Origin of the sequence: Marinomonas polaris DSM 16579, assembly GCF_900129155.1 — a bacterium.
In the GTDB taxonomy this organism is placed as follows: Bacteria; Pseudomonadota; Gammaproteobacteria; order Pseudomonadales; family Marinomonadaceae; genus Marinomonas; species Marinomonas polaris.
Window position 1 is genome coordinate 305135 of the sequence record NZ_FQVF01000003.1, and the last position, 18811, is coordinate 323945.

An 18811-nucleotide genomic window follows, 5' to 3' on the forward strand; every position below is an offset into this window, starting at 1 on the left:
ATTTGATCTTTGATCACCCTTACTTTGCCCAGCATGATGTTTACTCATGTGCTGGGCTTTTTTATCGTGACTCAGAGCAACTCTCTCTTTCAATGTTTCCATGTCATACTCTTGAAAACTAGCGACAAAAAGCACTTAAAAAAACAACTAATAAAAAGAAACCGATTCAATGAAAAAAGAGTGGATTCCAAATATTACTATTGGTCAGGATTACGATGTCGCTTACAAGGACGCCACTATCCATTTTGATGTACTTGGTAAGATGGCTGACTTTTTTGGTCGTGATATGCCTATGCATCTGCATGCTGAATATTGCCAAATCCACCTTATTTTATCTGGTAAAACACTATTTAATATTGACCAAAATGTTTATGAAACCGAAAACTGTGCAGCCTTCTATACACCTCCAGCCACGCCGCACGCTTTTCTCACCGAACCAACGGCACCGGGTTATGTCATTACCATTCACAACACCCATTTACAAAAAATCATGGCTGAGTTAAATGCGTACAGCAATCACAACTCGTTGCTTATGCCATTTCATATAGATCAGCAAAAAGATACCAAGCCAAACCAGCAACACTGGGAACAACTATTAAACCTATTTAAAATACTCAAGCTAGAATGGAACCAATCCGCACTTTATCAACGAGACAGTATTGAAGCCATTGTTAAACTCATTCTGATCAACATGCTAAGACTCTCCGGTGCTGAGCAACCTAAAAAACAACACAATCAGACGGAAATTCTCTGTTTTAGAGAGTTTAGCACCCTACTAGAACGTCATTTTTTAACCGAAAAACAAATTCAATTTTATTGTGAATCCTTACACATCAATGAAAGCAGATTAAACTATTTGTGTAACAAGATAACCAAGCTAAGCCCAAAGAAAATGATAAATGGACGAATTTTACTCGAAGCTAAACGTTTGCTATCTCATACCAATAAAAATCTCACTGAAATAGCTTACACATTAGGCTATATCGATCCGTCCTATTTCTCTCGATTCTTTTTTAAAAATACCGGAATGAGCCCTTCGGATTTTCGCAAACACCACAGAGCAGATGAATAGCCCACGAAGGCTACTCTATAAATAAAACGTTAAAATTTATTACTTTAAAATGTCTCATAAAAACAGGCGGTGAAACATTTAAAAAAAACTTAACATGTTAATCAAATTACTATAAGTTATCTTTATAAAAAAAACAGTGCCCAGAAGTTATGCCATTCAGTGTAATTAAAGAGAAAATCATTATCGATTACTTCCCAAGCTCCGGTATAAAACTGGCAAATGCAATATTCCCATATAGGCTGATAAATGCTCATTAACACGATTACCAGACAGGATTTAACCACACAGACAGCACTGCATCTTTGTCGTGTTGCTATTGATCAAGCAGAACAGCTTGGTATCAATATTTGTATAACTATTGTCTGCTCTTCAGGTCGCAGCCTAGCCAGCGTGGCAATGAACAACGCACCACTTTTATCTCAAGCCATTTCCCATAAAAAAGCCTTTACTGCCGTGTCATTTGGCATACCGACCAAAGAATGGCAAACAAGACTCGCAGAAAGAAATAACACCTTACTCGCCTTACAGAGTGAACCTGACTTTACCTTTCTAGGTGGTGGGATTCCTATTTCGCATCAAGGCTCTGTTGTTGGGGCAATAGGTGTCTCTGGTGGCAGTGAGCAACAGGACATTGATTGTGCAACAACCGCCATAAACAGCCTTAGCTAATTAACTAAAAAATTACAAAAAATAAACGCCACAATATTTTTAAATCAGGAGCCTCCATGTCCTCTGCTTTGAGCAAATTAACCATCCCCTTGCTTGGGTATTTGGTCGCTTTTGGACCACTTTCTATCGATATGTATTTGCCAAGTTTGCCTACCATAGCCAATAATTTGGGCACCTCGGATCAGCTGATACAAACAACGATTACTGTTTTTTTGCTTGGAATGGCAATAGGAATGCTCATTTTCGGCCCTCTATCCGATATGTTAGGTAGGAAGCGTTTACTGTTAATTGGTATTGGTTTTTATTTTTTTAGCAGCATTGGTTGCGCAATGGCATCGACTGGCGAAAATTTAATTCTGTTTCGTTTCCTACAGTCATTAGGTGGCGCTGCAGCAGCTGTTCTTGGTAGAGCCTTAGTTCGTGATTTGTATGAACTAAAAAGAGCTGCCAATATCCTGTCACACATGCACATCATATCAATGATGGTTATGCTGATATCTCCAATATTAGGCGCTTATATTGTTAGCTATTTTGAATGGCGCTGGATCTTTTACTTCTTAGCACTATTTTCAATGGTGGCTTTTATTGGTAGTGCTCTGTTATTGCCAGACGTAAAACAAAATATGGTCGCAAAGCCTAGTGCTAGCCATTACTGTAAAAACTATATTGAATGTTTACGGGCGCCGTTGCTGATCCAATATGTGTTAACAAATGCTTTTTCATTTGCCGGCATGTTTGCCTTTATAGCGACATCAGCATTTGTCTATATCGAGCACTTTCAGCTTTCAGAAACCTATTATGCGGTTCTATTTTCTGCGAATATTTTCGCCATTATTATCGCAACTTTACTCAACTCGTATTTAAGCAAACGCTATAGCGTAAGTGCCGCATTAAGTACGGCTGTCGTTATTTCCTTTGCTGCGACGTTAATCATTTGGGGAATGATTGGCTTCAATAAAACGCCACTCGCCTTATTTGTCGTAGCCACAATGCTTTACATCAGCGTTACTGGTGCAATTGGTGCCAATAGCTTAGCGACGTTATTTGCACAACTACCAGAAAAAGCAGGCACGGTTTCAGGTTTACTAGTGGCAACTCAATTTGCAATGGGGAGCTTCATCAGTTATATGGCGAGTTTACTGTTTGATGGCACTCCAGCAAGCCTCTTAATCATGATGGCATGCTGCGGCACTCTTTGCTCAATTCTCTATCTGAGCACACGCATAAATAAAGTCATTTAGCTTTCAAAACAATAAATGAAATTTAGAAGGTATTTTTACAGAGCCACAAAATCGGCTTCAATCTCTCTAATTATATTGTTCATATTATCAATGAAAAATTGCACATCAGCGTACTCATGACTAAGCATTTCATTAAGCAACATTCCAGCGAATTCAAATAAAGCAAGATGTGGCGTGTGAATAGAAGGGCCTCTAATGAGGCCCTTCTATTATGTCTAAATCAAGCTACGCGGTGCTTTTCTCTCATTTTGCTAAAAATAAACACAAGGATGGATAAGATAGTTACGGTAAGCAGGGTCAATGCGATAGGACGCTCGATAAAAATACCAAACTCCCCGTTAGAAACACCCAATGCTTGACGCATACGGTTTAGAAATACTGGCCCTAGCACCAAACCTAAAATAATAGGCACAGCAGGAACATTATTTCGTTTCATAACGTAGCCAATCACAGAGAAACCTAGCGCAATGAAGGCATCACTAAATTGGTAATTCTGACTATAAGCACCCAAGAATCCGAGAACAAAAATCAATGCACCAATAAAACGACCACGAATTCGCGTGATATTAACGATAAATCTAGTCGCAAAAGTCAGATACAAGAAAATAAAGATATTCATCACGAACAGAGCAACATACAAACCAGAGATAAACTCAGGATGTTCAGTAAACAGTCGTGGCCCCGGCGTATAGTTATGAACCATAAATACAGACAACAACATCGCCATCAAGGCATCAGCAGGAATACCAAATGCGAGCAAAGGCACTAATACCGAAGCGGTTACCGCGTTGTTTGAAGTTTCTGACGCCACTATGCCGGCCTCTGCACCTTTACCAAACTCTTCTGGATTTTTAGAAAACTTCTGTGCCAAGGTATAAGAAAAGAATTGTGAGCCGAATTCACCAACCCCAGGTAACAACCCCATTACAACGCCTAATAAAGCTGAGCGAATTGCCGTTACCTTATTACGCAATAGCACTGTAATACCGTCAAAACGGCCAGAGCCTTCTAACTTGGTTTTGAAAGAGTCACCGCTTTTCGTAGAAATCAGCACATAGGCTTGAGACATGGCAAAAAGGCCAATAACAGCAGGCACTAATGGCACACCAGCTAACAACCAGGATTGATCAAAGGTATAAACTTGAGAGTTAAAAGACCGATCAATCCCAATCGAACCTAAAAACATCCCTAAGCCAATCATGGCTGCAGCTTCGAGAGCATACTTATTATGGGCAAGCACCACAAAAACCATCCCAAGTAGTGCCAACATAGCGAATTCAGCGCTGCCAAATAAGGTCGCCACCTGAGACAAGGTTGGCGCAAAAAACACTAAAGAGAGCACACTGACCATACCGCCAAAAAACGAAGAGGTATAAGCGATCGACAATGCCTTTTTCCCTTGTCCTTTTTGCGCCATGGGGTAGCCATCATAAGTCGTGAGTACCGCCACTGGGGTTCCGGGAGTATTCATTAAAATGGCTGGAATAGCGCCACCATACCAAGCACCACCATAGACACCTAGTAATAAAGTCACACCAAAAAGTGGCTCCATTGTGAAGGTCAAAGGCAACAAGATGGCCATAACACCAGCAGGTTCCAGCCCCGGAATGGAACCGATCGTGACACCAATAAGAGCACCTATTATAACGGCCCAAATGACACCGTTACCAAATACTTCGTGGATACCTAATGCAATTAAATCCATACAAAATCTCTAAAAATATTTGTTCATGAACCAAAGGGGTTGATCGCTAAATAGCTTTTCATACAAGACCACATCTGGAATCCAGATATTCACCCCGACCCTAAAGATCAGAATAATGAGTGCGACCGCAACGAGGGTATTCAACACCCAGAGTGGCGACAATAAACGACTTAACCAGACAATAGATAAGACAAATAGCGTCGTGGATATGGTAAAACCTACTATCGTAATGATATTGACATACGCAAAAAATAGAGCAGCTGTAATAGCCACCATGCGATAGTCACTTAAGCTATCCACGAAACTATCTAACAAGCCCTTTTCTCCCTCTATTGGCCTAATTACCAACATGAGTTTGATAAAAGAAAAGAACGCCAATAAGCCCAATCCAAACAAAGGCGCAACATAAGGCTGAGTAAACCAACCGTGGTCTCGCTTAATGTCTACGGTATGGCTTTGATAGGAGAACATTAAATAGCAACTAACGAGGGTCATTACTAAGAAAAACAGCTTGGACTTACGGTTTTCATATTCCATTTTTATCCCCCGCTTTGCTGCTCGCAACAGTATTAGAAATGGGCACGATCAAAACAGGAACTGTGATATTGTGAATGACTTTTTGCGCTGTTGAGCCTAAAAACATTCGTGACAGAGCATTAACACGGCGGTCACCCATCACCACCATACTGGCTTCAACATCTTTAACTGTATCAACAATTTTCTTGGCTGGGTCACCAAAACGAACAACCACTTCAATGCTGTCTTCGTTAAACTCAGCATCATTTAATTCTTCAGCAACGAAATTGTGGATTCGTTGTTTCATGTAAGTTCTCAGTTCCTCTTTCAATGACTCTAAGTGCGCATCGTGTGCCTTCTTTAATTTAAAGCCTACGAAAGAGTCATCATTACCACGATGAAACTGATCAGAAACATGTAGGAAAAAGATCTTTCCATTGGACATAGCAGCCTGCTCTAAAGCAGCTCGTAATACGACTCGACTACCCTGCTCTAAATCAGACGCGTATAAAATATTTCGCATTTATGGACTCCAAAAATACAGCCATCTATGAGATGACTGTATTTCAGTATTAGAACTTACTTCGCGCGGTTAATAACCTTACGAACAGTGTTCTCTAACAAGCCTTCCATACCAAACTCAACGCCTAATCCAGAAGACTTATTGCCTCCAAATGGCACGTGAGGTAGCACTTCTGCATGGTTATTAACCCATACTGTTCCTGAATCAAGTTGATCGACAACCCAATCAAGCTCAGCACAAGGCTCGCCCCAAACAGAACCGCCTAAAGCAAATTCTTCATGAATGGCTTTTGACATGACATCGTTAAGATCATCGTAAGGAATAACAGGAAGCACCGGACCAAATTGTTCATGACAAACAACATCAATATTATGCTGTGGGTTTTTGATAATAGTTGGAGCAATAAAGTAACCATCTAAACCAGACGGTAAATCTGCAGCAATCACTTCCGCACCAGATTCGCGAGCATCAGTAATCATCGCTTTTACTTTTTCATACTGATTCACGTTTTGTACTGGACCGAATGTCACGCCCTCTTGCATTCCATTACCAACGACCTGCGCAGCTGCTATTTTCACAAGAGCATCGCATAGCGCTTCATATTTAGAACGGTGGACATAGAGACGTTTCAAACAGGCACAGGTTTGACCCATATTGACAAAAGACGTCATAAAAATCTTTTCGGCAATTTTGTCAATATTGGCATTTTCCAAAACGATCCCAGCGTCATTACCACCCAATTCCAAAGTCACTTTTTTAAGATCACCAGCTACCAGAGAAGCAATATGCTTACCAACAGGTGTTGAGCCAGTAAAGACAACTTTCTTAACATCAGGGTGTGACACCAATGGCTCACCTACTTCTCTTTCACCGATAACCGCTTGCACCAAATTCGGTACCGTATGTTCATTAATAATATCGACCAAACGAAGTGTATTAATTGGTGTTAAAGAAGAAGGTTTGATCACGACACTGTTACCAGCACGAAGCGCTGGCATAATGTGCCAAATGGCAATCATTAAAGGCCAGTTCCAAGGTGTGATTGAAGCAACGACACCCACTGGCATACGATGCACTTCAACACGACGCTCTGCGCTATCTTCAAGAACCTCTGGCTCCAGTTTCAAATCGGCATTGTAGTGGGTCCAACCCACCGCCCCGCCCACTTCAAACTGAGCAAGAAACAGGGGTTTCCCCTGTTCAGCAGTAACGATTTCAGCCAATTCTGGACCAGCCTTTTCTATGGCATTAGCCACATTATGTAAAGCCGCTGAGCGCTCTTCATGAGATTTTTCACTCCACTCTTTAAAAGCCACCTTAGCCCTTTCAACAGCGTTATTTACATCATCTAGAATTGAAACTTGAATCGTTTTATAGGTTTTCTTAGTCGCTGGATTAATAATGTCTAAAGCCATGTTTCCACCATTTATTTTTATTTTGAGCTATACGATTCGCCAAAAAGAATGATTATTTAACTTCTTTCATTAGTTTTTTAGCGTTCTCGAAATCAAGCTCAACCAATTTTTGTGCGTCTTGTGAATTTGTCCAATACACTCCTGCACCTGTTGTCTCTTGCAGTTTCAACACTTCAGGTGCCTGTAGTGCTTGCTCTGCAATAGAAGCAATTTTGTCGATAACAGCTTGAGGTGTCCCTTTTTTAACAAACAAGCCATTCCAAAGCGTTTGGGAAATGCCTGTTTCTTCGTTCAATGTTGGTACATCGGGATTTGTTACCAAACGTTTGTAAGTGAAAGACGTTAACAATTTCGCATCTTTTGAATCTAAACAAGGAAGAATTTGTTGAGTAGTCGTATTGATAACTTCAGCATCGCCATTGGCTAAAACAGAACAATCTAAAGCATCAAAGGCAGAATCGGAGGCGAATTTAAAACCTAATTTTTTCGCAGCTTGAAAAGTAATTGCCGTTGGTGTTGCTTGATAACCAAAGTGACCTAGAGAAACATCGTGAGTTTTAGCGTATTCAGCTAACTCTGGGAGTGTGTTGTATGGCGCATCAGATTTAACGGCCAATACAAATGGATAATCGAGAAAAATCCCGACCGGAACAAAGGCATCCTCTGCATATGGCGCATTACCACCAACCACCTGACTTGTTACCAAATCCACAACAAATGAACCAATCACACTGCCATCAGGGCGAGATTGCGCAACCGTTGTTGCTCCTAATACGCCACCACCGCCAGGTTTATTCACTACAGTGGCAGGTACGCCGGTTTCTTTTGACATTTCTTCAGCAATAACGCGAGTCAAAACATCTTCCAGATCACCAGGAGGCCATGGGACGATGAATTTAACCGGACGATTTGGGTAGTCAGATGCGATTGAAGCGGTACTTGCAAACGTAGTAACTAGTAAGGTAGAAGCCGCTAGGACTTTCAAGGTATGAGATATTTGTTTTTTCATTATTATAGCTCCTTTTGAATAATACAGATCAAAATTACACTCTCAAATAGACTCGTTCTATGTCCCTATAGGGATATTTTTCTATCCCTACGAACCGTCTATGTAACGCATCTCATACCTAAAATTTACGATTTACCCTTTTCGACGATCCTTTTATTAGCCACTAAATTAGTGAACATGTTAACTAATTTCAAGCATTTTTTATTGCTTAATGTGCTTTTTTAAAATCATTCAAATATCAATCCTTTTAATAATTTCTAGAAAAGTCCTAAGGTTTGCCTGAAAAACACATTCATTAAAGATCACCAAATACCAATACTGTGTGGACTAGATACAAAAAAAATAAGAGGACAGAACACATGAAACGTCAAAACCCATTATTAGAAGAGCTAAAAAAAGTACTTCCTGAAATCGCTAAAAATGCAGACAAAGCGGAAGATCTTAGAAAAGTACCTACTGAAAATATTGAACTGCTTAAAAAAGTGGGATTACACAAAGCCTTTCTACCAAAAGCCTATGGCGGTTACGAAAACTCTCTACCTGAATTCGGTGACTGTATCGCGGCACTAGCTGGAGCCTGCGCAAGTACCGCTTGGGCATTTAGTTTACTTTGTACTCACAGCCATCAAATCGCTTTATTCCCTAAACAAGCACAGGACGATGTTTGGCAAGACAATCCGGATATGTTGGCCAGCAGCAGTATTGCCCCTTTCGGTAAATATCAAGAAACCGATGGCGGTGTCATTTTTACGGGGGATATGCGCTGGAGCAGCGGCTGTGATCATGCCCAATGGGCACTTTGTGGTTTTCTAAGAGAAAATAAAGAAGGCAAAAAGGACCATTGTTTTGCACTGATTCCTGCGACGGATTACAGCATCGATGACGACTGGCATGCCGCCGCAATGAAAGGCAGCGGCACGAAGACCCTAGTGATTCGTGACAAATTTGTACCAGAGCACAGAATTCAAAAAGCCAAAGATATGATGGAAGGTAAATCTGGCGGCTTTGGCTTATACCCAGACAGTAAAATTTTTTACGCTCCCTACCGCCCTTACTTTGCTTCAGGTTTCTCTGCTATCAGCTTAGGCATAGCAGAGCGTATGTTGGCAGTATTTAAAGAAGCGACTCAAGGTCGAATTCGTGCCTATACCGGAGCCAAAGTTGGTACTGCCACACCAGCGTTATTACGTATTGCAGAATCAACTCATCAAGTAATGGCGGCTCGAGCTTTTCTAGAGAAAACGTGGGATGAACACGCGGAATACGCCGAAGCTCATCGCTATCCTGATCAAGCAAAGTTGGCCGAATGGCGAACCAATCAAGCTTATGTGGTGAAAATGTGTATTGATGCGGTAGATCGTTTATTCAGTAGCATGGGAGCAAGCCACTGGTATTTGGATAAAGAAGCGCAACGCTTATTCCGTGATAGCCATGTCACAGGCGCTCACGCTTACACAGATTACGACGTTTGCGCACAAATATTTGGACGCGAATTAATGGGCTTAGAACCAGACCCATCTCTACTTTAATAAAAGCGATACCAATATCTAGATACAAGTGTCTAACCATGACGATTCATGGCTAGAACAGAATACACATAAGAATAAGAGAGAATACTATGAACTTCGACCCTAAAGAATTCCGCCGTTGCCTTGGCAACTTTGCGACAGGTGTTACTGTTATTACCGCAAAGTCCTCTGATGGAACACAAGTTGGCGTAACGGCTAATAGCTTTAACTCCGTGTCTCTTGATCCGCCACTTGTACTGTGGAGCATTGTTAAAACATCAAGCAGTTATACCGTATTTGAAAATTCAGACCATTTTGCTGTCAATATTTTAGCGGCGGATCAAATTGATTTATCCAACAATTTCGCGAAGCCAAGCGACGATAAATTTGCCAATATTGAGACACTGTCGGGTGTCGGTGGCGCGCCTCTACTCACCAATACCGCAGCCAATTTCCAATGTGAAAAATATCAAATCGTTGATGGTGGCGACCACTGGATCATGATTGGTAAAGTCGTTGAGTTTGCAAACTATGGCCGCTCACCTTTGCTTTATGTGCAAGGCAGCTATGCAGGTGCGATCCCTTTTACTGGCGCAAAAACACCTGCTCAAAACGTTGCATCGGACAAAACGCTTGCTCGCTTACATGACAGCGCCATTTACCTTATGCATAAAGTTCTGCAAAAAGTTCAAGAGAACTATTTACCAAAACAGTCTTCAACTGGCCTTAGCACCAGTGAAGCTCGCTTATTGCTTGTATTAAGTGACACGACTGGAATAACCATTGAAGATTTAGCCAATCTAGTGACCATCCCATCTGTTGATGTAGTAAGCGGTGTCGAAAGTCTGAAAAGTTTTGGGTTAATTAATAACGATCTAGCCCTAACAGAAAAAGGCCATGACATGGCGGAACGTTTATGGGCAATATCAGACCAGCAGCAGGAAGATATCTTTTCTAATTTAAAAGAAGAAGAGCTGACCAACTTCAAGCAACAGCTACATCAGTTATTGACTCAACTGACTTAGCTCTTAGATAGCAAGAATAACTGCTATTCATTGGCATTTTCGATAAAAGCATAAAAAATCCCCTCGTGGGATTTTTTTATGTATGTATAATAGCCTTTTATTTAACAAGTTAAGTTGTTAATTGTACCTATGAGTCACATTCTTTACTCTATAAAGTGCTGCGATAGGCACTGCGGATGAATTAGCAGATACCGCTGTAGGGCTGCTTGGCTTTCTTCTGTTCAGTTTCGGCGGGATCTTTACTCAAGCCGTTCCTTTAATAATTGAGCTACGCCTCCATATGATTGCCTTTGCCATCTTAGCCTGTACACTTTTAGCAAATATCACTCACAGAACCATCCTAGCAAAAGATAACAACAGGCCTATACGCTAATATTTCTTTAGAAGGCGTATTTGATATTATCAAAATCATACTTTAAGGAATTATCGAGATTACATGAAAAGACTAGAAGACTCCCTGACACTGCAATTATTAAGAGCCCGTGAATCATCAATGACTTTTTTTAGGCCTGTACTACAAAAAGCAGGCTTTACAGAACAGCAATGGCGAGTCTTACGCGTTTTAAATGATCATAAAGAATTAGAGGCTAAACAACTGGCTCATCTATGTTGCATTCTTAGCCCAAGTTTGACGCGCATTATTACGCGTTTTGAAGAAGACGGCTTCTTGATACGCAAAAAATCGCCTACAGATCAGCGTATTTCCCTGCTTTCATTAACACCAAAAGCCAATAAAATTGTTAAAGAATTCCGCCCAGAAGTGGATGCTGCATACCAACGAATCATCGAAAAGCTAGGTGAAGATAAGCTTAAAGAACTGAGCCGACTATTGAGCGATATTATTGCATTAGAAAGCTAAACAAGCTCAATAATAGGCAGCTCTTACACAAGGTTCTGCCTTTTTTGTTTTCTGGTTGCTTGAGGCGACTCATTAAAATACTGTTTATAAGCACGACTAAAATGCGAAGAGTGACTGAATCCCCACTTATAAGCGATATCCGTAATACTCAAATTATCTAAATTTAGAATATCTTCACGACTTTTATTCAATCTTGATTGCCAAACATATCGGCTCATAGTCATACCATGTGCTTCAAATGCTCTGGCTATTTGGCGGCACGACACAAATAAATGACTACTTATCATTTCTGCATTTAAATCTGCTGACGTTAAATGCTGTTCAATGAACGCCTTACATTTAAAAAATAATAAATTCCGATTTTTTTGATTAAATTTTGCGCCATGTAATCCAGACAGTACCTGAATATGGTGTATCACCTCTTCTGCTTTTAGCTGAAAAGTATGATGACTATCGATACTACTCTCTAATAATTTAAAAATCGCACTCGTTGATGAAGTACCACATTGCAAATTACGGTCTATTTTAATGAGGTTATCAACAACCCCTAACTCTCTTTCGGCAATGGATCGAGGAACATCTAAAACATACATTCCCATATTATTAGGAAAGCCATGTCCATAGGGTTTAGCGGTGTCATAAATGACCATGTCTCCTGGCATATGACTCGCGCAATCCATACCTTGATATGAATAACCATTTCCCTTTGTCATTAGACAAATAAAAAAACCATCACGACCGTCTTCATCAATATCAATACGGCTACGCTGCACAGAGTGCCTATTCGCCTCTATATGATTCACGCTAATAATATCGCCGTGAGAATGTCGAAGTTCCGCCTCTAACGGTGAATCCGAGGCGATTGGACAATCAATATGAATCACATACTGATTAACCGCCTCTTCCCAATAATGCCGTCGAGACATAAGGTCTATATCTCGAGTTGATACTCGAACTTGTCCTGAAAATGACATAAATCCCTCAATATAGTTTTTGTTTTTTTAAGGATGAATATCTAAACGATCTAAGTTTGATCATACCCCTCGCCAAATAATTAGTAAACATGTTAACTATATTCGAAGTTATGATCTCTTTTCAAAATGTCCGGCAGAGTAAAACTGCCAGTCCGATCAAGTCAATTTTCCCTCTCAATAAACCTCTATGCTCATCCATATAAACACCCAAACACAATAATAAGATCGAGAGGTTTACTCATGAAGTCCATTGATTTCATCGTGGTGGGCGGTGGCTCATCAGGTTGCACTGTGACACATAGACTTGTAAAAGCAGGTTTTCAAGTAGTTTTACTGGAAGATGGTCCAAAAGACGATTCTATATTCGTTCAAATGCCAGCCACTTTCATTCGTGTTATTGGGTCGAAGCGATCTGTAATTTATGAAAGCGAACCTCAACCAGACGCTGGCGGCCGAAAAACCTACGTGCCGCAAGGTCGGACCCTCGGTGGCGGTAGCTCAATCAATGCAATGCTTTACATCCGTGGCCAGAAAGAAGATTACGATGAATGGGAACGCAATGGCTGCGATGGTTGGGGATGGGACAACGTATTAACTGCTTTTAAACGCTCAGAAAACCATATGCGTCTAAGCGAACCATTCCACGGTACAAATGGCCCTCTGCGTGTCAGCGACACTCGTTTTCGCCACCCCCTCAGCCAAGCTTTTTTAAAAGCCGCGCAACAAACTGGCATCCCTTATAACGATGACTTCAATGGCGACAAACAAGATGGCATTGGCTTCTATCACACAACTACTTTTGATGGTCGTCGTGGTAGTACCGCTGCAACCTATCTCAAAGAAGTAGAGAATGCACCAAATCTAGAAATCCGAACAGGATGTTACGTTAACAAAATTATCTTTGATGGTAATAACAATGCGACAGGTATTGAGTTGCGTAATGAGTCGGGCAAGATAGAAATACTCTCTGTGAAGAAAGAAATCATCTTAACCGCTGGGGCATTATCAACCCCCAAAATTCTAATGCTGTCTGGTATTGGTCCAAAGGAGCAATTATCCAAACACGGCATATCAACGCTTTACGATTCTCCAGAAGTGGGCGAAAACTATCAAGATCATCTAGAAGTCAGTATCTATGGTCGTGCTAAACAGCCAATAAGCTTACTAGGCAGTGATAAAGGCCTCAAAGCACTGTCTTATGGTTTCCAGTGGACTTGTTTTAAAACGGGTTTATTGACTTCTAACGTTGTTGAATCAGGTGGCTTTGTTGATACCAGCAATTGTGGTCGCCCTGACATTCAATTCCATGTACTACCTACTTTAGTTGGTGACGTAGACCGCGAGCCTATTGAAGGTCACGGCATTTCCATCAACCCTTGTTTCTTACGACCTAAATCCCGAGGATTCGCTCGCCTACGCAGCGCCGATCCAACAGACTCGATGATTTTCGAAAGCGGTGCGTTATCACACCGTGATGACGTAGATACGCTTATCCGTGGCGTCAAACTGGCCCGCAAGATTATACGAGCGCCTGCCATGGCTGAACTGATCAGCGAAGAACTTCGCCCATCCGCAAAAGAAGATATTTCAGACGCTGAAATCGAAGCGCATATCCGCAGCCACGCTAAGACCGTTTACCACCCGGTTGGCACTTGCCGAATGGGCTCTGATGAACAAGCCGTTGTCGACACTAAGCTCCGTGTTAATGGAGTAAAAGGTGTGCGCATCTGCGATGCCTCTATTATGCCTACCATTGTGTCAGGTAATACCAATGCTCCGACCATCATGATCGCAGAGCGTTGTGCTGAATTTATTCTCAACGACTAATAACAATAACGAACGAGAGATCTAATAATGAAAATAAACTCTTATGAAAATCGCCTACTCGTCATTCTCTTTATAGGGTTTGGCTTTGTCTTTTTTGACCGCTTAGCGCTGTCTTTTTTGTTTCCTTTTATCGCAAAGGATTTGGGCTTAAACAATAGCCATTTAGGAATGCTATCTTCCGCTCTCTCTTTAATGTGGGCCATATCTGGTATGACATTAGGTGCCTATGCAGACCGCAAGGAATCAAAAAAATACATTTTAGTACTGTCTGTTATTGCTTTTACTCTTTGTTCTGCAATGTCAGGCATGGTAACCAGCTTCATTAGCCTACTAATATTCCGTGGACTAATGGGCGTTGCAGAAGGACCTGTACTCCCCATTTCACAATCATTATTGGCTGCAGCATCATCACCAAAACGCCGTGGCTTAAATATGGGCTTGGTCAATGCGTCTGCTCCAGGATTAATTGGAGCGGTTATTGCGCCTCCGATACTTATCTGGATTGCAACAGATTACGGCTGGCGCAGTGCATTTTACGCAACAATTATTCCTGGCTTGGTCATTGCTGCATTAATGATGTTTTTTGTGCGAAATAAACATGTGCATCAAGACCTGCAAAGTAGTCATGCAATTGGCAACAAAGCAGACATCAAAACCTTATTGAAAAACAAAAATATCCTACTGTGTATTTTAATTTCTTGTTTCTACATTTCTTGGTTCATCACCTTAGTGTCTTTTACACCGACTTATCTAATGCAAGTAAAAGGTTTCAGTCCAGAAGTCATGGGAGGCATCATGGGTAGCCTTGGCTTTGCTTGGATGGTATGGGGATTCATTGTTTCCGCTTTATCTGACCGATTTGGCCGCAAACCTATGTTAATTTTATTCACCATGATTGCCACTCTGTGCCCAATGGTTTTACTGTTTGTTGATGACGCTAGCACTATGCTTCCGCTAATTTTCCTAACCTATACTGGACTTGGCTGTTTTACTTTGTTTATGGCGACCATTCCGGCTGAAACCGTTCCAGCTACACAAGTGGCAACGGCGCTAGGTTTGATTATGGGAATAGGTGAACTATTCGGTGGATTTATTACACCTGTAGTCGCCGGCTTTGCTGCCGATGCTTATGGCCTTCAAATCGTCATGTGGATTGCCGCTGCAGGATCATTAATTGCTCTACTGCTATCTTTCTTCCTAACAGAAACGGCGCCAATTAAAGTAAACAAAGCTCAATTAAGTGCCGCATAACCCTTAATTTATAGAGTAATTATGAGTTCAAACAGGCTGATGAATCAGCCTGTTTTTTATTTTGCCGCATTATGAAATGCCACTTTCTATAAGTTTTTTGCCAACAAACGATAACTATCTAAACGATCCGTTTGGCTATGTGTCACGGTAACAAGAGAAATTTCATCAGTGTTAAATGCCTCAGCCAGAGATTCCATTTCAGCCCAACACTGCTCCGGTGTGCCAATCGTATAACTGGCTTCAATGCGATCAAACAAAGCTTGATGAGATGCCGGCATCGCATGATATCTATCGCGAACTTGGGCTGGCGTTAAAAAGTCTTCCCGTTCCCCTATATGAGTAGCAAACTTACGATACACCGCGGTTCCTGCTCGAAGCTTCGCTTCATTTTCCGTCTCTGCACAAATACAGGCAATCGCCAACATTCGTTGTAATGGACGCTCATGCCCTGCCTGTAGCCAAGCTTTCTGGTGAGCATCAAAGATACGTGGATGGCAATTTTCAGAATCAATAAATCGCGCTAAAGCCAAATGATAACCCAACTGCCCAGCCAGCTCAGCACTACCACCACTTGATCCAAGCATCCATAAATCTGGCACATCACGTACTTCTGGCATGACATGGATCGAGCTAAAAGGATGATTATCTTTAAATGTCCCGTGAATAAAGCTTTCTAGCAAATCTGCTTGCTCAGCATAAAACTGACTGTTCGAGGCTTTATTAGGAAAGGCTAAAGCGGCAGATGTCATTGCGGACCCACCTGGAGCACGCCCAACACCAAGATCAATACGTCCAGGAAAAAGTGACGCCAACATAGAAAAGCACTCTGCCACTTTTAATGGACTATAGTTAGACAGCATCACACCGCCACTACCGACTTTGATACGTTGTGTAATACTGGCCAAATGCGCGACTAAGATCTCAGGGCAAGGATTAGCGAAATGCACGCTGTCATGATGTTCTGCAACCCAATAACGATGGTAATTCCATTCATCACAATGTTTAGCTAATTCAACCGTTAACAAAGGCGCATCTTTTTTGCTGTGGGAACCGTGGACTGGCATTTGGTCAACAACGGACAATTTTATCTTCATAGATCGCTCTCATCATTAAAAATATAATTAACATGTTAACTTATTTATTCTGATTGATGAAGTTTCACTAAGCCCCCATTTTTAGATGACATGTCCCATTAGCTAATCCACGTAATCTTTACCTCATCAGTAAACGAACCAGCCAACTAATAAGAAAAAAGGATTATATGATGCAATATCACCTCAATGGTTTTAAGCCCGGTAACTATCAAGTTCCAGATTCCGTACGACTACCTGCTGCTCCACCAGCTATTGTTGACTTGCCCAAAAAAGTCGATGTGTTAATTGTGGGCTGTGGTCCTGCGGGACTAGCCTTGGCAAGGCAACTATCGGAGTTTTCTGATATTACAACTTGTATCGTTGAACTTAAGTCCGGCCCCTTATTATTTGGTCAGGCAGATGGTATATCTTGTCGCACAATGGAAATCATGGAAGCATTTAATTGTAGCGAAATGCTAGTTAAGGAAACCTACCAGCTTAATAGAAATGCTTTCTGGGAGCCGGACGATAAGCAACCAGAGAACATAAAACGTACTCACAAAGTTCCTGACGCAAGAATTGGGCTCTCCGAATTTTCCCATGGGGTTGTAAATCAAGCTCGTCTGCAAGATTTATTACTTGAAGGCATGGAAAATTCAATCACGAAACTTGTTCCCCATTACAATCGTCGGCTACTTGAGCTGCATGTTGACCCTAATCTTACTCAAGATTTGAATGCCCACCCTATTACGGCAAAATTCGCACGCAACGACATGTCACAATCAAGCAATGTCGAGACTATTCAAGCGCGATATGTCGTAGGTTGTGATGGTGCTAGAAGTGCAGTCCGTAAAAGTCTATCAATAATGCTAGAAGGCGACTCAGCCAACAAAGCATGGGGAGTCATGGATATTTTATTAGTAACAGACTTTCCCGATATCAGAGTGAAGTGCTTTATCCAATCAAAAGAAAATGGCGCCGTAATGCTTGTTCCCCGTGAAGGTGGTTATCTAGTCAGACTATATGTAGAACTCGGTCTGCTGGAGAAAGATCAAAGAGCATCTCATCTTGACCTTACCATTGAAGATATTATTGAAAAAGCACAACTCATTATGACACCTTATCAAATTGATGTTAAAGAGGTTGCTTGGTGGTCTATCTATGAGGTTGGTCAACGAGTAGCAGATCGCTTTGATGATACACCTGCTGATAATTCAGAAGGTTTGATTCCTCGTGCATTTGTTGCAGGTGACGCCTGCCATACGCACAGTCCAAAAGGTGGATGGGGACTAAATACCTCACTACCAGATACTTTCAACTTGGGGTGGAAGCTAGCAGCTGTTTTATTGGGCAAAAGTCAGCCTAAATTGCTACAAACATACTCTTCGGAAAGACGAAAAGTGGCGCAACAACTCATTAATGCAGATAAACAAATGTCCAGTCTGGTGGCAACTCGACCTACTGCTAAGTCCGGTGCTATACAAGCCAAGACCAATACGGCTGATATTGAAGAATTCATTGCCAGACAAAACGGTTTTATTGCCGGAACCTCCATTCAATATGACGCTTCATTTATCTGTACAGGGCACACACATCAAGACTTGGCGACCGGATTTATCATAGGCCAACGCTTCCACTCAGCAACCGCCATTCGAGTTGCAGATGGCAGACGACAACATTTAGGACATCTGAATAAAGCTGATGGTCGCTGGCGTATTTTCATTTTTGGAAATCAACAAAGTCCAAGGGATACCACTGCAGATTCGTACAAGCTTATAGATTTTCTAGATTGCTCTGAATCTTCTCCTGTCCGAAAATACACCTCAAACAGTAGCGACATTGACTCTGTCATTGATGTCTATGCTGTCTTTCAACAACAAGATTTATCCATAGAAAATATGCCTAATTTCCTATGGCCAGCAAAAGGAAAATACGGGCTAAGAGATTACGAAAAGGTGTTCCATACAGAAGAAGGTAACGATATATTTGAGCAACGTGGTATCAATCGCTCAAACGGCTGTATGGTTGTAGTACGTCCAGATCAGCATATTGCTAATATATTACCTCTCAATGCTTTTGATGAATTGAGTGATTTTTTTGATGGTTTCATGATTTCCTAAAATAAGAATAAATACTCTGAAGTG

16 protein-coding genes are annotated in these 18811 nt (G+C 41.4%); 9 read left to right on the forward strand and 7 right to left on the reverse strand.

Annotated elements, in window-relative coordinates:
- The first annotated feature begins 169 nt into the window (after nt 1–169).
- The 3 genes from BUA59_RS03465 to BUA59_RS03475 all read left to right on the forward strand — a co-directional run bounded on the left by BUA59_RS03465 (nt 170) and on the right by BUA59_RS03475 (nt 2982).
- Entirely contained in the window at nt 170–1072 is a 903-nt protein-coding gene (locus tag BUA59_RS03465; RefSeq protein ID WP_072838326.1) for a helix-turn-helix domain-containing protein, read from the forward strand.
- Between the two features lie 246 nt (nt 1073–1318).
- Nucleotides 1319–1741 carry a GlcG/HbpS family heme-binding protein gene (locus BUA59_RS03470; RefSeq protein ID WP_072838327.1) on the forward strand — a complete coding sequence of 141 codons (423 nt, stop codon included), beginning with the start codon at nt 1319–1321 and terminating at the stop codon, nt 1739–1741.
- Nucleotides 1742–1797: 56 nt separating this feature from the next.
- Nucleotides 1798–2982 carry a multidrug effflux MFS transporter gene (locus BUA59_RS03475; protein WP_072838328.1) on the forward strand — a complete coding sequence of 395 codons (1185 nt, stop codon included), beginning with the start codon at nt 1798–1800 and terminating at the stop codon, nt 2980–2982.
- A gap of 220 nt (nt 2983–3202) precedes the next feature.
- Here BUA59_RS03475 and BUA59_RS03480 read toward each other — a convergent pair whose 3' ends face one another.
- The 5 genes from BUA59_RS03480 to BUA59_RS03500 are packed head-to-tail and all read right to left on the reverse strand — an operon-like array spanning nt 3203 to nt 8150.
- On the reverse strand, nt 3203–4687 hold the full coding sequence (locus tag BUA59_RS03480) for a tripartite tricarboxylate transporter permease (protein ID WP_072838329.1): 1485 nt from the start codon (nt 4685–4687) through the stop codon (nt 3203–3205).
- Nucleotides 4688–4696: 9 nt separating this feature from the next.
- Complete coding sequence (locus BUA59_RS03485; protein ID WP_072838330.1) at nt 4697–5224, reverse strand: tripartite tricarboxylate transporter TctB family protein; 528 nt, start codon at nt 5222–5224, stop codon at nt 4697–4699.
- Nucleotides 5214–5726: a universal stress protein gene (locus tag BUA59_RS03490; protein ID WP_072838331.1), complete on the reverse strand. Its 513-nt coding sequence runs from the start codon at nt 5724–5726 to the stop codon at nt 5214–5216. Before BUA59_RS03490 ends, BUA59_RS03485 begins: the two co-directional genes overlap by 11 nt.
- A 56-nt stretch (nt 5727–5782) precedes the next feature.
- Nucleotides 5783–7141, reverse strand: a complete 1359-nt coding sequence (locus BUA59_RS03495; protein WP_072838332.1) for an aldehyde dehydrogenase family protein — start codon at nt 7139–7141, stop codon at nt 5783–5785.
- A 52-nt stretch (nt 7142–7193) separates the two neighbouring features.
- Nucleotides 7194–8150, reverse strand: coding sequence for a tripartite tricarboxylate transporter substrate binding protein (locus BUA59_RS03500; RefSeq protein ID WP_072838333.1), 957 nt, complete (start codon nt 8148–8150; stop codon nt 7194–7196).
- Nucleotides 8151–8509: 359 nt separating this feature from the next.
- Here BUA59_RS03500 and BUA59_RS03505 point away from each other — a divergent pair, with 359 nt between their 5' ends.
- The 3 genes from BUA59_RS03505 (at nt 8510) to hpaR (ending at nt 11542) form a co-directional block, all read left to right on the forward strand.
- Nucleotides 8510–9679, forward strand: a complete 1170-nt coding sequence (locus BUA59_RS03505) for a p-hydroxyphenylacetate 3-hydroxylase oxygenase component (protein ID WP_072838334.1) — start codon at nt 8510–8512, stop codon at nt 9677–9679.
- Between the two features lie 89 nt (nt 9680–9768).
- Nucleotides 9769–10683 carry a p-hydroxyphenylacetate 3-hydroxylase reductase component gene (locus BUA59_RS03510; RefSeq protein ID WP_072838335.1) on the forward strand — a complete coding sequence of 305 codons (915 nt, stop codon included), beginning with the start codon at nt 9769–9771 and terminating at the stop codon, nt 10681–10683.
- A 436-nt stretch (nt 10684–11119) separates the two neighbouring features.
- On the forward strand, nt 11120–11542 hold the full coding sequence (gene hpaR / locus BUA59_RS03515; RefSeq protein WP_072838336.1) for a homoprotocatechuate degradation operon regulator HpaR: 423 nt from the start codon (nt 11120–11122) through the stop codon (nt 11540–11542).
- Nucleotides 11543–11565: 23 nt separating this feature from the next.
- On the opposite strand, the gene BUA59_RS03520 is transcribed toward hpaR, so the two are convergent.
- Nucleotides 11566–12516, reverse strand: a complete 951-nt coding sequence (locus BUA59_RS03520) for a helix-turn-helix domain-containing protein (RefSeq protein ID WP_072838337.1) — start codon at nt 12514–12516, stop codon at nt 11566–11568.
- Nucleotides 12517–12756: 240 nt separating this feature from the next.
- Here BUA59_RS03520 and BUA59_RS03525 point away from each other — a divergent pair, with 240 nt between their 5' ends.
- Entirely contained in the window at nt 12757–14343 is a 1587-nt protein-coding gene (locus BUA59_RS03525; RefSeq protein ID WP_072838338.1) for a GMC family oxidoreductase, read from the forward strand.
- A 27-nt stretch (nt 14344–14370) separates the two neighbouring features.
- The gene (locus BUA59_RS03530) at nt 14371–15594 is read left to right on the forward strand and encodes an MFS transporter (RefSeq protein WP_072838339.1); all 1224 of its coding nucleotides are present in this window, start codon (nt 14371–14373) and stop codon (nt 15592–15594) included.
- Between the two features lie 86 nt (nt 15595–15680).
- Here BUA59_RS03530 and BUA59_RS03535 read toward each other — a convergent pair whose 3' ends face one another.
- Complete coding sequence (locus BUA59_RS03535; RefSeq protein WP_072838340.1) at nt 15681–16688, reverse strand: MsnO8 family LLM class oxidoreductase; 1008 nt, start codon at nt 16686–16688, stop codon at nt 15681–15683.
- A 167-nt stretch (nt 16689–16855) separates the two neighbouring features.
- Here BUA59_RS03535 and BUA59_RS03540 point away from each other — a divergent pair, with 167 nt between their 5' ends.
- The gene (locus tag BUA59_RS03540) at nt 16856–18787 is read left to right on the forward strand and encodes an FAD-dependent monooxygenase (RefSeq protein WP_245813087.1); all 1932 of its coding nucleotides are present in this window, start codon (nt 16856–16858) and stop codon (nt 18785–18787) included.
- Nucleotides 18788–18811 lie beyond the last annotated feature (24 nt).